Origin of the sequence: Weizmannia sp. FSL W8-0676, assembly GCF_038593015.1 — a bacterium.
Lineage (GTDB): Bacteria > Bacillota > Bacilli > Bacillales > Bacillaceae_C > Weizmannia > Weizmannia coagulans.
In genome coordinates this window covers 1,732,502-1,745,661 of the sequence record NZ_CP151954.1, presented here as the reverse complement: position 1 = coordinate 1,745,661, position 13,160 = coordinate 1,732,502, and the positions used below count along the sequence as shown (strand labels likewise).

The 13,160-nt window shown below is 46.8% G+C and carries 14 protein-coding genes; 9 read left to right on the top strand and 5 right to left on the bottom strand.

The window, feature by feature from the left end:
- Positions 1 to 90 precede the first annotated feature (90 nt).
- From NST20_RS08540 to NST20_RS08530, 3 genes are all read right to left on the bottom strand, one after another.
- On the bottom strand, positions 91 to 1,572 hold the full coding sequence (locus tag NST20_RS08540; RefSeq protein WP_340702689.1) for a glycosyltransferase family 39 protein: 1,482 nt from the start codon (positions 1,570 to 1,572) through the stop codon (positions 91 to 93).
- A gap of 187 nt (positions 1,573 to 1,759) precedes the next feature.
- Positions 1,760 to 2,962 (bottom strand): toxic anion resistance protein, encoded by a 1,203-nt coding sequence (locus tag NST20_RS08535; RefSeq protein WP_342399286.1) that lies wholly within the window; start codon positions 2,960 to 2,962, stop codon positions 1,760 to 1,762.
- A complete protein-coding gene (locus NST20_RS08530; RefSeq protein ID WP_017553629.1) occupies positions 2,959 to 3,609 on the bottom strand; it encodes a 5-bromo-4-chloroindolyl phosphate hydrolysis family protein in 651 nt (216 codons plus the stop codon). The genes NST20_RS08535 and NST20_RS08530 overlap by 4 nt, the downstream gene beginning before the upstream one ends.
- 310 nt (positions 3,610 to 3,919) lie before the next feature.
- Here NST20_RS08530 and NST20_RS08525 point away from each other — a divergent pair, with 310 nt between their 5' ends.
- Together NST20_RS08525 and NST20_RS08520 are read left to right on the top strand one after the other, a co-directional pair.
- Positions 3,920 to 5,335: an ISLre2 family transposase gene (locus NST20_RS08525; RefSeq protein ID WP_342399285.1), complete on the top strand. Its 1,416-nt coding sequence runs from the start codon at positions 3,920 to 3,922 to the stop codon at positions 5,333 to 5,335.
- A gap of 284 nt (positions 5,336 to 5,619) precedes the next feature.
- The gene (locus tag NST20_RS08520) at positions 5,620 to 5,961 is read left to right on the top strand and encodes a YqkE family protein (protein ID WP_013859571.1); all 342 of its coding nucleotides are present in this window, start codon (positions 5,620 to 5,622) and stop codon (positions 5,959 to 5,961) included.
- Positions 5,962 to 6,173: 212 nt separating this feature from the next.
- On the opposite strand, the gene NST20_RS08515 is transcribed toward NST20_RS08520, so the two are convergent.
- Entirely contained in the window at positions 6,174 to 7,085 is a 912-nt protein-coding gene (locus NST20_RS08515; protein ID WP_013859570.1) for an aldo/keto reductase, read from the bottom strand.
- A gap of 68 nt (positions 7,086 to 7,153) precedes the next feature.
- The gene (gene mciZ / locus NST20_RS08510; RefSeq protein WP_013859569.1) at positions 7,154 to 7,285 is read right to left on the bottom strand and encodes a Z-ring formation inhibitor MciZ; all 132 of its coding nucleotides are present in this window, start codon (positions 7,283 to 7,285) and stop codon (positions 7,154 to 7,156) included.
- A gap of 85 nt (positions 7,286 to 7,370) precedes the next feature.
- Between mciZ and NST20_RS08505 the strand changes: the two genes are divergently transcribed.
- The 7 genes from NST20_RS08505 to NST20_RS08475 all read left to right on the top strand — a co-directional run bounded on the left by NST20_RS08505 (position 7,371) and on the right by NST20_RS08475 (position 13,106).
- Entirely contained in the window at positions 7,371 to 7,919 is a 549-nt protein-coding gene (locus NST20_RS08505; RefSeq protein ID WP_342399284.1) for an NUDIX hydrolase, read from the top strand.
- Positions 7,916 to 9,091 carry an endonuclease Q family protein gene (locus NST20_RS08500; protein WP_342399283.1) on the top strand — a complete coding sequence of 392 codons (1,176 nt, stop codon included), beginning with the start codon at positions 7,916 to 7,918 and terminating at the stop codon, positions 9,089 to 9,091. Before NST20_RS08505 ends, NST20_RS08500 begins: the two co-directional genes overlap by 4 nt.
- Before the next feature lie 94 nt (positions 9,092 to 9,185).
- Positions 9,186 to 9,830, top strand: coding sequence for a stage II sporulation protein M (gene spoIIM / locus NST20_RS08495; protein ID WP_340702686.1), 645 nt, complete (start codon positions 9,186 to 9,188; stop codon positions 9,828 to 9,830).
- A 109-nt stretch (positions 9,831 to 9,939) separates the two neighbouring features.
- Positions 9,940 to 10,416, top strand: a complete 477-nt coding sequence (locus NST20_RS08490) for a Fur family transcriptional regulator (RefSeq protein WP_013859565.1) — start codon at positions 9,940 to 9,942, stop codon at positions 10,414 to 10,416.
- A 136-nt stretch (positions 10,417 to 10,552) separates the two neighbouring features.
- The gene (locus NST20_RS08485) at positions 10,553 to 10,771 is read left to right on the top strand and encodes a YqzK family protein (RefSeq protein ID WP_013859564.1); all 219 of its coding nucleotides are present in this window, start codon (positions 10,553 to 10,555) and stop codon (positions 10,769 to 10,771) included.
- Positions 10,772 to 10,776: 5 nt separating this feature from the next.
- Positions 10,777 to 11,670 carry a site-specific tyrosine recombinase XerD gene (xerD, locus tag NST20_RS08480; protein WP_133536817.1) on the top strand — a complete coding sequence of 298 codons (894 nt, stop codon included), beginning with the start codon at positions 10,777 to 10,779 and terminating at the stop codon, positions 11,668 to 11,670.
- A 272-nt stretch (positions 11,671 to 11,942) separates the two neighbouring features.
- On the top strand, positions 11,943 to 13,106 hold the full coding sequence (locus tag NST20_RS08475) for a D-alanyl-D-alanine carboxypeptidase family protein (RefSeq protein WP_342399282.1): 1,164 nt from the start codon (positions 11,943 to 11,945) through the stop codon (positions 13,104 to 13,106).
- Positions 13,107 to 13,160 lie beyond the last annotated feature (54 nt).

Sequence of the window (13,160 nt, the reverse complement as noted above, 5' to 3'; positions counted from 1 at the left end):
AATTGAACAAAGCAGGCAAGAATGAATCCATAAATTCTTGCCTGCTCCTTCGATAAATGGTGTCCAATCCCACATGTGTCATTCTCTGATTCAATTCAATTGATGTTTCATCCGAATCTTCTCTTTATTAAGAATGTAGCCCCAGTGATTGGAGGCGACGATGTTTAAATGATTCGAAGCGGCCAATTGTTTTGTATAAAACTTTTTTTTCACTAAAAGCAAGGCTCTATCATTTTTTAAGAAGGCATGAAAATCTCCGCCTTGCACTTTCAAATCATTCACTAATTCAGCCGTTAGAACCGCACTTTGAGCCCATACCGCCTTATGTCTTTTTGGATGGTATTTAAATAAGCTGTAGCCCCTTACTCCATCCAATGACTTCGTTTTTTCAATCAAACTTAATTGATCATTCGGTATGGGGTTGTTGACATACATTAGAATTTCCCCTTCATAATAATGAGCAACAAAAAGAATGGTCGATAAAAGAACTATTTTGACCAACCATTTACCTTTCAACAAAATTCTGCTGGCCAAAATCCCTATCATGATGGCTAGCGGAGGATAAACAGGCAAAATATACCATCTTATCTTCGTTTTAGCTAACGTATACAGGGTGAAAGGAACAATCACCCATAAACAGAGCCCTATTATATAAGATCGTTTTTCATGCTTGAATAGATTAATCGAAAGATTTTGATGAAAATGATAGACTAAAATCATTCCCAATAAAACAGCGAACCACAAAAAGTAAAAATGGGATAATATGACTCCATAGTAAGATTCATCGCCTACATGACCTTCAATGGTAACCGTTGATCTATGCAGCAAGTCATACGAAATCATATTTTGGAAAAAAGCAAAGCCGTCATATTGATATCGCATAACCGCCCAAATCAAAATGGGCACGATCATGCACAAACATAACATCATCCATTTTTTAAAGGATAATTTTTTGTATTTTCCAGTAATAAAGAGGTACAATCCCATAATGACGGCTATATTCCCTGCATGCCAACTTTTTGTTAAAAAAGCCAAAGCAAAGGCCAGTCCCGATACATACAGCCAATAATCCTTTTTCTCGCTAAGCAACAAAGACAGAATAGCCACTGTAAATAAAAAGACATAAAGAGAATCTGCGTCACCGGTTCGTGCACTATGATTGATTAAAAATTGAGTGCTTGTCGACAATGTTAGCATCGATAATAAGGAAGCTGCATTTCCGAAATTCTTTTTCACAAAAATGCCCACGATGATAATCGTCAACATAGCACAAATGCCTGAGATTAATCTTAATCCTAAAGCATTGAATCCCGCCGTTTTATAGCCAAACATGATGGCCCAATAACTAAGAGGCGGTTTTAAATTCCAATAATCCATCTTATAACGATAAGTATTGACGATAAAATTTCCTTGTCTTAACATCTCATAAGCATTTACTCCGTGTCTTGCTTCATCCCAACTATAAATAGGAAATTTACCTAAATTGAAAAAGATATTATAGCAAGCAACAGATAACAAAATCAGAGCCAGCAAAAAATAAATGACGTTTCCTTTTCGATCTGACCAGTACATAAGCCAAACTCCTCATATTGAAGTAAAAAAGGATGCCGGATGCGTTTTAATAAGCGGAAAGAGAAACCGGCGCAAGTTTCCGGTTGCGCCGGTTTATTTTCAGGCTCCTGCCGCTTTTCCGGATGGATCTTTTTTTGAAAGCGGAAACGGGCTTTCCGGCCGGTTTGTCCTGCTTTGCCCGTCCCGGTCAGGACGCCCCGGCATCCGGCCCTTTCAGGTTCATCAGTTTTTGTTTCAGTTCGTTTTCCATCGTCGCCAGTTCCTGTTCGGCCTGGAACCGCCGGCTTCTTCCTTCCTGCTGGATGCGCAGCGTTTCTTCGAGCGTTGAAATCAGGCTTTCCTGCGTTTTTTTCAACGTTTCAATGTCGACAAGGCCACGCTCATTTTCCTGTGCCGTTTCGATCGTGTTCGATTTCAGCATTTCGGCGTTGCGCAACAGCAGTTCATTGGTCGTTTTGGACACCTGTTTTTGCGCTTCGACCGCATGGCGCTGGCGGATGAGCGTCAGCGCAATCGCAATCTGGTTTTTCCATAGCGGGATCGCCGTCATAATAGAAGACTGGATTTTTTCAGCCAGCGTCTGATTTGTGTTTTGGATCAGCCGGATTTGCGGCGCGCTCTGGATCGTGATTTGCCGGCTTAATTTTAAGTCGTGCAGCCGTTTTTCAAGCCGGTCGGCAAACTGGATCATGTCGTTGACTTCCTGGAAGGCCATCTGGTCGCCGGTTGCTTCTGCTTTTTTCTTCATTTCAGGAATCGTTTTTGTGTTCAGTTCCTCAAGCTTCAGTTCGCCGGCTGCAATATAAATATTAAGTGCATGGAAATAATCTTTGTTTTTTTCATACAGCTGTTCGAGCAGCTGGATATCTTTCAGCAATGTCTTTTTCGAGAGGTCGAGCTTTACGCTGATGCAGTCGATCTGCGCGCTCGTTTTCTGGTATTTTGAAAGCAGTTCCTGCACCGAATTGGAAATTTTTCCGAACATGCGCGAAAAGAAGTTTTTCTTTTCCGGGGCGAGTTCTTCGGGATTCACCTGCTCAAGTTTTTTCATCAGGTCATTTAATATATCGCCGATTTCCCCGATATCTTTTTTTTGGACCTGGTCAAGCATGGCATGCGAGAAATTCAGCAGCTTCGATTGCGCCTGCGTGCCATATAAAATGACGGCCTGGTGATTGGCCGGGTCAATTTGTTTTGCGAGTTCGTATGCCTTTTGCCTGTTTTCCTCCGGCAGCATATCCACAAGGCGGGACGGTTTTGCTCCGGCAGCAGGCTCTGTTTTCTGCCCTTCTTCCGGCAGCATGTCGTCATGCGCGCCGAACGGATCGGCAAGCAGATCATCCAGCCCGCCGCTTGTTGGTTCCTGCCATAGTTCTTTATCTGCTGTCACTTTTTTGCACTCCTTTCATGCCTGGAAGGGGATTTGCGTTCGATCGTGTGCCTGGCGTATGCCAGTTCGTAATCGAGCTCGTCCATATCCGTTGAAAGCATATGGTACAGATCTTTCTCTGTTTCACGTCCCAATTGCTTTAACGTTTCTTCCGTTTCCCGGATTTGCACGGCCATTTCTTTGTTTTTCACAGGCTGGGATTGCAGGAGGGCATATTTTTCCGCAAGCTCCGCCATCGAATCCAAATGGTAAAAATAAAAGGATTCAGCCTGATAGAAACGTTTCGGCTCTTTTTTGACCAGTGCCTGTATTTTCCTGATGACTTTATTCATATCATAAAAAAGTTTGAACGTGCTGATTGAACGGACGGATAAAAAAGTTTTTTGCAGCCGCCTGATTTTTTCGTCCGCTTCTTTCAGGTTTTTCCGGATATACTGATAATCTTTCCGCGTCAGCTGCTGCGCTTTCAGAAAACGCCGGAACATCTGCCACTTCACAAGCCGGTTGATCAGAAAGCCGCCGGCAAGCGAAAGCAAAAGCGACAGCCAGAACAGATGGCCGGATGAAAAATAAATGGCGAGAAAGAGAAGAAAAACGCTGAGAATGGTCATCACGGTGCGAATCACCGTACCAATAAAGAATTTCATCATCGACACCCCTGATCACGATCTTGGTTGATTCGGCCATAAGTCTTATACGAAAAGCAGCCCCGGAAGGATTCAAAAACCTTGCAAATTTCTTCTTTAACGCTACTATACCAGAGATACCGCATTGATTTAAAGAGAGAAACCAGCATCCGGAAAAAATTTTTCAGCCTGGGAAAGCCCGGTTTCCCTATGAACGGACCGCGTATGTGTAAAATTTTACTCGCAGGGGCAGATGAGTGGAAAAAAATAGGAAGACACTCTATCATCTAAATGTACACCACGAAATGAACATCTAGAGAGAGGTCTTCCCATGGATATTATATCAATAATTGCTGGATTATTAAAGGATACAAAAAGTCTTATTGAATTTGAAGAACAGGTTAAAATTCTGATGCAAAAAGTTTTTACACAATGGGTTGGGGACGTATTTGAGAAGTTAGATCAAACGATTAGACTGAAGAAACAGGCGGAAGGCTGGCAGTACTGCCGGAGTGATTACAGGAGCGTTCAGTTTCTATTTGGAAGTGTGAATTTTAAACGCTCATTCATGCATGACAAGAGAGGGGGTTCGCATTACCCTCTGGATGAATGCTTGGGGCTGGTACCACACCAACGATACAGCCCGTTAGTGGAATTGAAGGTGGCAGAGCTGGCAAGCGAGAACACCTATCGGAAGGTAGCTGATGTTTTAAAAGAATGGACAGCAGTGAGCCTTAGTCACACAACTGTAGGGAAAATGGTGAAACGCGTAGGAAAAACACAGGCGGAAGCTGACAGGGCACTTTTAGAAGAGCTGGAAGTAGCTGTCTCACTGCCTGGCGGGAAGAAGGTAGACTATCTGTTTTCCGAGGCAGATGGTGTATTTGTACGGGGACTGAAAAAGAAACAGAGTATGGAAGTTCACCACGCCATTCTCTATGAGGGATGGGAAGCCAATGGCAAAAGGGTCTCCCTGCGTCAGCCAACAGTTATCATGACGACGGAAGCAATCCAGACATTTTGGGATGAAGTGCAAGCCAAAGCTGCCAACACCTACTCTCTTGAAAAAGCGCATGTCATTACAAACAGCGATGGAGGTGCAGGGTATACAGCTGAACGGTTTCAAACAGCATTCTCACAGTCGGAATTTCCGGTGCTCAACCAGCTGGATACCTACCACGTTGCACAAGCCATCGTAAGGACATTCGGGGGCGGAAAGAGCGAGATCAAAGAGCAAATTAGAAAAGCGATTAGAACGCATGACCTGGACCAATTCACGTTATATTTGGATACGCACGAAAGCACCTTGACGGATAAAAAGGCTCTCAAGAAAATCAAGGAATTCCGTTCGTATATCTTGAAAAACTGGGACCGCATTTTTGACTGGAGAGACAGGGTGAAAAACGTGCCGGAAGGTGCGAGAGGCCTAGGAGCGATGGAATCGAATCAAAGGCATATCTCCTTCAGGATGAAAAAAAGGGGCATGCATTGGAGTGAACTTGGCGCAGAAGCCATGGTGAAAATCAAACAAGGCATACTCAATGGGACATTGAGAGAAGTCTATCTGAAACACCGTTCAAGAAGCGCGAGAAAGCAACGGAGCTTGCAACAATCCATCAGGATGTCTCAACGATTCAAGCAGCCTGTACGCCCGTCAATCGGCGTAAAGCACGGATCAGTTTCCCTGCATTCAAGCCGTTCATCGGCAATGGGGCATTTAAGCAAAATATTAGAGCTTTCGTTTTAAGCCTGGTATGTGGGGGACTGATCGTTGATGCGCGCGAAATTTACGAGACTCCTGCGGGAAAAGCGGGCCAGGAGAGACCCCGCAGCGAGGTACGAGCGAGGAGGCTCGCCGGCCGCCCGCGGAAAGCGAGTGAATTTCGCGCGCATCAACACCCCCGTTATCAATCTATACGAAAGTGTACAAAAAGAGTGTCTTGGAATCCCGATATTTAAACCTTATCGAGAAAAACTTGACACATACACGGACCGCCTGATGGATGATGAAGCGCCGGTAAATGTATTATAATGAAAAAAGAAGATGGAAGAAGGGCGGTGAAAGCGGTTTGCAAAATGCCTCCGGCTGCATTTGCGGCATGCGGGCTTTGCAAACGGCGGAAAATGGCAAAAAAGAGACAGGCGCAACAAAAAGGAAAACAGGATGAGAAAGTGCGGCTGGAGGATGCGCTGCAAAAAGATGTGCTCGAAAAATTGAGGCAGGCAAAGCAGGAACTTGCAGCAGCGGAAGCAGAAAAAAAGAGGGCGGAAGAAGAACGGAAAAGAAAAGAACGGAAGCAGCGCGAGCGGAACAAATCGTTTGCGGAACTACTGGAAGAATCCGATTTGGATTGGAAACGATATAAAGGCTAAAAAAGATGGCAATAGGACAGGCAGTCGCTTTCACGCAACTGCCTGTCCTATTTATGACGCCCTGATTTTCATTTGCCGTATGCAAGGAAATTCTTCCTTTGTACGGGGAAAACGGATGATTTCCGGCATAACCAAGAAAGAATGGCCGGGACATGGTAAATAAGTAAACAGAAAAAAGCAAAGAACGCGATGCATTCTTTGCCGAAAACAGATTACCGGTGCGCCTCGTACCGGTTTTGCTTGGTGAGTTCGCGCAGAAGCCGGTGCTCATCCGGTGTAAGCGGCGCAGCGTTTACGGCTTTTGCATTGGCCCGCACCTGGTCCGGGGAACTGGCGCCGGCAACCACGGCGGCAACCGGAGGGCAGGCGAGATCATATTGGAGCGCAAGTTCAAGCATCGTGCGCCCGCCGGTTAAAAGCGTATTTTTAATCTTCTCAAGAAGGGCGGCGATTTCTTCATGGCGGTAATCAAGATAGCCGCCTGCCGGAATCTTTTCCGCCAGGCCGCTTAAAATTCCTTTTGCGACCGGGCCTCTTGCGACAATACTGATGCCGTTTTCGCCCAAAAGCGTCGTGATTGCCTCTTCCGGCCGCCGGTCAAGCAGGCTGTACTGCATCATGACGCTTGTGATGGATGACTTTTTCACATATTCGCGGATGACGTTCGGGCGGATGGAAGAAATGCCGTAAGCGCGGATGACGCCTTCCGCCTTTAATTCCTCGAACGCTTCGATCGTTTCGTCTATCGGGTCTTCGATCGTGCCGCCGTGCAGCTGGTACAAATCGATATAGTCCGTGCCGAGGCGTTTCAGACTTTGTTTTGCCGCTTCTTTTATGTATGCTTTGGAAGCATCCCAGCGCCACGTTTTGCCGTCTTCATTCCAGCGGTTTCCGGCTTTTGTGGCAATGACCACTTCGCTGCGCACAGGTTTAAGCGCTTCTGCGACTAGTTTTTCATTCACCCCGTGATCATAAAGGTCGGCCGTGTCAAAATAGTTGATGCCTGCTTCAAGCGCGGCTTCAATCACAGCCCGCGCTTTTTCCGGATCCGTGCCGAGTGACATGCAGCCGAGCCCGAGCTTTGAAACATATAAATCTGAATTTCCCAACCGGTTTTTTTCCATGTTTTCCTGCCTCCTTTTTTTATTGTATAAAAGGGGCGGGGGAAAATACAAACGTGGGGACAGAACCTTTAGGAGGAAGCTGTTTTTGCAACCCATTCGGCGACCGTTTCATATTTTTTGCGGTATGTTTTCAACCTGTCGCGAATTTCCCATGCTTTTCCCTTCATAAGGATGCCTTTCGGATGGACAATGATGATCATGAAGCTTTCCCTCCCGGAACAGTCTGTTTTTTATGGTAAAATATATGCGTCAGTTTCAGATGAAGAACAAAAGGAGCCGGGTAACATGCATAAATACGAAGAGAGAACATTGAAGACGGAAGAAATTTTCAACGGCAAAATTTTGCACGTGCAAGTCCTGGAGGTTGAACTGCCGGACGGAAAAACGTCGAAACGCGAGGTTATCAAGCACCCCGGCGCCGTCTGTGTGCTTGCGGTCACAAATGAGCATAAAGTGGTGATGGTGGAACAATACCGGAAAGCGGCTGAACGTGCGCTCATTGAAATTCCGGCGGGGAAGCTCGAGCCGGGGGAAGATCCGCTTGAAGCGGCAAAACGAGAACTGGAGGAAGAAACCGGTTATGCCTGCGCAAAATTAGAACCGGTAACCGCTTTTTATACGTCACCGGGCTTTGCGGATGAATATATCCGCCTTTATGCCGGAACCGGCCTTGAAAAGCTTTCCGATCCAAAAGCGGGCGATGATGATGAATTTGTCGATATTGTGGAACTAGGCATGGATGAAGCCAGGGAAATGATCCGGTCAGGGAAAATATGTGACGCCAAAACATTGGTTGCCCTCCAGCACTGGATGCTTGAAGAGGCGCGAAAATGAGTGCCGGCCCGTACTTTGCAGATTTGCACATCCACATCGGGCGCACGGAAACGGGAAGGCCTGTTAAAATTACGGGGGCAAAAAGCCTGACGCTTGAAAATATATTAAAGGCGGCCAAACAGCCGAAAGGGCTCGATCTCATCGGGGTGATCGACTGCCATGTCCCGGAAGTCAGGGAAGAGATCAAGGCGCTTCTTACAGCCGGCGAACTGGTGCAGCTTGATGAAGGCGGCCTTCTCTACCAGGGGGAAGTCACGCTGATTCCCGGGATTGAAATGGAAGTGTATGATGAAAACTGCCGCGGGCCGGTCCATCTGCTCAGCTATTTTCCGGATATGGACGCACTCGGCAAGTTTTCCGAATGGTATGGCGGGCGCGTGTCCAATCCGCATTTAAGTACACAGCGGGTCTGCGCAGAGGCCCGGAAAGTGCAGGAAAAAACGAAAGAACTCTCCGGGATGTTTATTCCCGCCCATGTGTTTACTCCCTTTAAGAGCCTTTATGGAAAAGGCGTGGAACGGTCGCTAACAGAAGTGCTTGACCCGGATCTGATAGATGCTGTGGAATTGGGATTGAGTTCTGATACCGCCATGGCTGATAAAATCAGCGAGCTGCACCGCTATCCGTTCGTGACAAATTCAGACGCCCACTCCCTCGGCAAAATGGCCAGGGAATACCAAAAATTGCTGCTGGAATCGCCGGGGTTTACAGGGCTGTTAAAAGCTTTGCGCGGCGAAGGAGAAAACCGGATTGCCGCCAATTACGGCTTAAACCCGAAACTCGGGAAATATTATACAACGACGTGCGCCAAATGCCGGAACCCTGTTTCAAACGGCCCGTGCCCGTATTGCGGGTCGCACTTGAAAACAAAAGGTGTCTCGGAAAGAATAGAAGAGCTGGCAGACGCCCATTCGCATCCTGCCCGGCCGCCCTACATCCACCAGGTACCGCTTGATTTTTTGCCGGGGCTCGGCCCGAAAACGATGGGCAGGCTGCTGAGCCATTTCGGGACGGAGATGAATATTTTGCACCGGGTGCCGGCATCCGCCCTGAAAAGCGTTGTAAAACCGCCGCTTTCGGAACTGATCTTAAAACAGCGTTCCGGGGGATTGGCGTTTGAGGCCGGCGGGGGCGGAAAATATGGCAGGGTAAAGAATCCAAAGCCGGAATAGTTTCGCTCCGGTTTTGGACTTTTTTTCATAAACGGCTCTTTCCTTTCATAGATTAATAGCAAGTGCTAATCTTTTGAAGGAGGGGACGCCGCTCATGAAGCAAATTGCCCTGCAAAATCCTGTCAGCCGCCATATCCGGGAAAACTCCTCTATTTATGCATTTGTCATCGCGTTGTTCCTGATGGGCGTCATTTTTGGCGCCGTCATCGTCAACAGCCTGTCGATCGCACAGAAAGAAGACTTGTTTTTTTATTTAAAGCAATTTTTCGGACAAGTCTCAACCGGCAAACTTGCCGCGCCTGAGGACCTGTTCCGTTCAAGCTTCTTGCACAATTTGAAATTTCTCGGCCTCATCTGGCTGCTCGGGATTTCGATCATCGGCCTGCCGCTCATTCTTGTTCTCTTATTTTTAAAGGGGCTTGTCGTCGGGTTTTCGATCGGTTTTCTTGTCAACCAGATGAAATGGGGCGGTTTTTTGCTTTCGTTTGTGACCGTTCTCCCGCAAAATTTGTTGATCATTCCTTTGTTTATTTTCACCTCGGTGATGGCTGTCATGTTTTCCTTGAACCTGATCCGGAAAATTTTTATGAAACAGGCTGCCCACTTTGCTTTTTTTCAATTGTTTTTAAAGTATTGCAGTGTGCTTCTCGCTGTTTTCATCGCATCTCTCGCGGCTGCCTGCATCGAGGCTTATCTTTCCCCGCAGCTGATGCAGGCCGTGATGAAGATGATTCATTAAAATGATTCTTAAGTAATAAATGTTGTTTTTAACTGTTTATAATCATTTCATTTTGACTATTTCCCTTAATCTGCTATAATATCAGAGACAGCGGCAAGGGGGAGGAATCATGGAAGAAGCTCGTATTGATAGAATTAAGAAGCAATTGCATTCGGCCAGTTACAAACTGACGCCGCAACGGGAAGCAACCGTGCGCGTTTTGCTGGAACATGAAACAGACCATTTAAGTGCGGAAGATGTATACCTCCTTGTGAAAGAAAAATCTCCTGAAATCGGCCTGGCCACCGTTTATCGCACGCTGGAACTGCTGTCCGAACTGAAAGTGGTGGACAAAATCAATTTTGGCGACGGGGTATACCGTTATGACCTGAGGCAGGAAGGCGCCGCACATTTTCACCATCATCTTGTCTGCATTGAATGCGGCGCGGTGGACGAAATTCAGGAAGATTTGCTGGAAAATGTCGAAAAAGTTGTGGAAAGCCGCTGGAATTTTATTATAAAAGACCATCGCCTGACATTTCACGGGATTTGTTACCGGTGCCAGCAAAAAGAAAAGGGAAACGAAAACGGAAAAAACGAAAAATAACCGGCCTTTTCGCACGACGAAAAGGTTTTTTATAACATCGCATTTTACAGCTGATATTTTTACATAAATGGATGTATAAAACGGCGGAAGTCTGTCATAGCTTGTATGTAAAGCGATACAGAAAGGCGGGCGGAATATGCCGTGGCTGAAACTTTTGCTTCATGCGCTTAAAGTCTTCATATTATTTTTATGCTGCACATTGCTGTTCTACTTTGCCCTGCTTTGGGTGAACCAGGAATATGAAAGCTACCACCGTTATGAAAAACCAAAAGGCGCGGCTGTAAAGGTGAGTGCCGGGGACCATAAGCCTGCCTGGGCAGAACGGCTGCTGCTCTTTTATATGGATGGGGAGTAATCGGAATGGAAGATCAAATCAAAGATTTCATGCATTTTATGATCGTTGAAAAAGGGCTTGCTGAAAATACGGTCGCGTCCTACAAACGCGATCTGCATAATTATCTCCGCTATCTGCAAAAAGTGGAGCTTGTTTCATCCTGGGATGAAGTGACACGGTTTCACATCCTCCATTTTCTGAACTTTTTAAAACAGCAGGGAAAGTCCTCGAAGACGATTGCCAGGCATGTCGCCTCCATCCGGTCTTTTCATCAATTTTTGTTGCGGGAAAAATTTGCGGGCCAGGATCCGACTGTCCATATTGAAACCCCGAAGCCCGAGCGGACGCTCCCGAAAGTGCTGAGCGTTCAGGAAGTGGAAGCGCTCCTTGCCGCGCCAAAAGGGGATACGCCCCTTCATATGCGGGATGCTGCGATGCTTGAACTGCTGTATGCAACCGGCATGCGCGTCAGTGAGATGACCGGCCTTAATCTTGATGATTTGCATTTATCGATGGGATTTATAAAATGTATCGGAAAAGGGGACAAGGAAAGGATCATCCCGGTCGGCCGCACGGCGTCGGCTGCACTTGACCGGTATTTAAAAGAAGGGCGCCCCAAACTGGTTTCAAAAACAACAAGAACGGATGCCCTGTTTTTGAACCATCACGGCGCCCGTCTCTCACGGCAAGGCTTTTGGAAAATATTAAAGGCGCTTGCGAAAAAAGCCAATATTGAAAAAGACATCACCCCGCACACACTGAGGCATTCATTTGCCACCCATCTGATTGAAAACGGGGCAGACTTGCGGGCGGTACAGGAAATGCTCGGCCATGCCGACATTTCCACAACACAAATTTACACCCATGTTTCAAAAACGAGGTTAAAGGATGTCTATGCGAAATTCCATCCAAGGGCTTAAACCCGCCGCCTGCTTTTCCGGGCGCGGCGGTTTTGGCAGGGCCTCGTTTTTCGGGAACACAGGGGCAAATCAAAAACAGATCTTTAAGGCGCACGGCGTAAAAACCGTGCGTTTTTTATTTGTCCGGCAGCCGGCATTCCGCGGATGAGAAGAAAGGGAATTTGTCCAGTATAAAAATGGCGCAACTGGAAAAAATGATTTTATACATATCTCCCAGCGTGTACGGAGGTTTTGTTTTCACGTTTTACGATTTTACAAGTTGGAGGGTCATCATGAAGAAAATCATTGGTTTGGTTACCTGCTTCATGCTCGCTTCTGGCGTCCTTGTGCCTGAAGCGTTCGCAGCCGAAAAGAAAAATGAACTGGCGCCGGAAGCGAAATCCGCCATTTTAATTGAACAGGCCACGGGCGAGGTGCTGTACAGCAAGAACAGCCATGAAGAATTGCCGCCTGCTTCCATGACGAAAATCATGACCATGCTTTTAATTATGGAAGCGCTCGACAAAGGCGAAATCAAAATGGATGAAAAAGTACGGACGAGCGAGTATGCGGCATCCATGGGCGGATCGCAAATTTTTCTCGAGCCCGGCGAAGAAATGACGGTGAAACAAATGCTGAAAGGGATTGCGATCGGTTCGGCAAATGACGCGGCCGTTGCGATGGCGGAAAGAATTGGCGGAAGCGAGGAAGCTTTTGTCGACAAAATGAATGAACGGGCAAAAGCGCTCGGTTTGAAAAACACCCATTTTGAAAATGTGACCGGGCTCCCTGTCAAAGGCCACTACAGTTCAGCTTATGACATGGCCGTCATGGCGAAGCAATTGCTGAAACATCACGGCATTACAAATTTCACCGGCAAATATGAAGATTACTTAAGGGAAGGCTCCGATAAAAAGTTCTGGCTCGTCAATACCAATAAACTGGTCCGCCATTATCCGGGCGTTGACGGCCTGAAAACCGGTTTTACAAATGAGGCAAAATTCTGCCTGACCGCAACGGCAAAGAAAAACGGCATGCGTGTGATCGCCGTCGTTTTCGGGGCGCCATCAACAAAAGTGCGGAACGCCCAGGTTTCCAAAATGCTTGACTATGCGTTCAGCCAGTACACCTCCCATCCGCTTTACAGAAAAGGCGCGGTGCTTGATCAGGTCAAAGTGTCAAAAGGGAGCATGCGGCACGTCCAGGCGGTCACGAGCGAACCGGTATCGGTGCTGACGAAAAAAGGCGTCAAATTGTCAAATTTGAAAAAAAACGTGGAGCTCAAAAAAAATGTGCAGGCCCCCGTCCAAAAAGGCGATGAAATTGGAACACTGACTGTCAGCCATGACGGAAAGGTGCTTGCAAAAACAACGCTTGTTGCCGACAAAACAGTGAAACGCGCAGGCTGGTGGCAGCTGTTTAAACGTGCGGCAGGCATGTTTGTCCAGAAAGATTGATGTCGAATCCGCCAGGTTTCTGTTTTTTTAAAGCTTCTTTTGTCTCCCAGAAGG

Bases quoted from the DNA above. Each gene is read 5' to 3' on its own strand.
- NST20_RS08540 (WP_340702689.1), bottom strand. From the start codon at position 1,572: ATGTACTGGTCAGATCGAAAAGGAAACGTCATTTATTTTTTGCTGGCT.
- NST20_RS08530 (WP_017553629.1), bottom strand. From the start codon at position 3,609: ATGAAATTCTTTATTGGTACGGTGATTCGCACCGTGATGACCATTCTC.
- NST20_RS08525 (WP_342399285.1), top strand. From the start codon at position 3,920: ATGGATATTATATCAATAATTGCTGGATTATTAAAGGATACAAAAAGT.
- NST20_RS08520 (WP_013859571.1), top strand. From the start codon at position 5,620: ATGAAAAAAGAAGATGGAAGAAGGGCGGTGAAAGCGGTTTGCAAAATG.
- NST20_RS08515 (WP_013859570.1), bottom strand. From the start codon at position 7,085: ATGGAAAAAAACCGGTTGGGAAATTCAGATTTATATGTTTCAAAGCTC.
- mciZ (WP_013859569.1), bottom strand. From the start codon at position 7,285: ATGATCATCATTGTCCATCCGAAAGGCATCCTTATGAAGGGAAAAGCA.
- NST20_RS08505 (WP_342399284.1), top strand. From the start codon at position 7,371: ATGCATAAATACGAAGAGAGAACATTGAAGACGGAAGAAATTTTCAAC.
- NST20_RS08500 (WP_342399283.1), top strand. From the start codon at position 7,916: ATGAGTGCCGGCCCGTACTTTGCAGATTTGCACATCCACATCGGGCGC.
- spoIIM (WP_340702686.1), top strand. From the start codon at position 9,186: ATGAAGCAAATTGCCCTGCAAAATCCTGTCAGCCGCCATATCCGGGAA.
- NST20_RS08490 (WP_013859565.1), top strand. From the start codon at position 9,940: ATGGAAGAAGCTCGTATTGATAGAATTAAGAAGCAATTGCATTCGGCC.
- NST20_RS08485 (WP_013859564.1), top strand. From the start codon at position 10,553: ATGCCGTGGCTGAAACTTTTGCTTCATGCGCTTAAAGTCTTCATATTA.
- xerD (WP_133536817.1), top strand. From the start codon at position 10,777: ATGGAAGATCAAATCAAAGATTTCATGCATTTTATGATCGTTGAAAAA.
- NST20_RS08475 (WP_342399282.1), top strand. From the start codon at position 11,943: ATGAAGAAAATCATTGGTTTGGTTACCTGCTTCATGCTCGCTTCTGGC.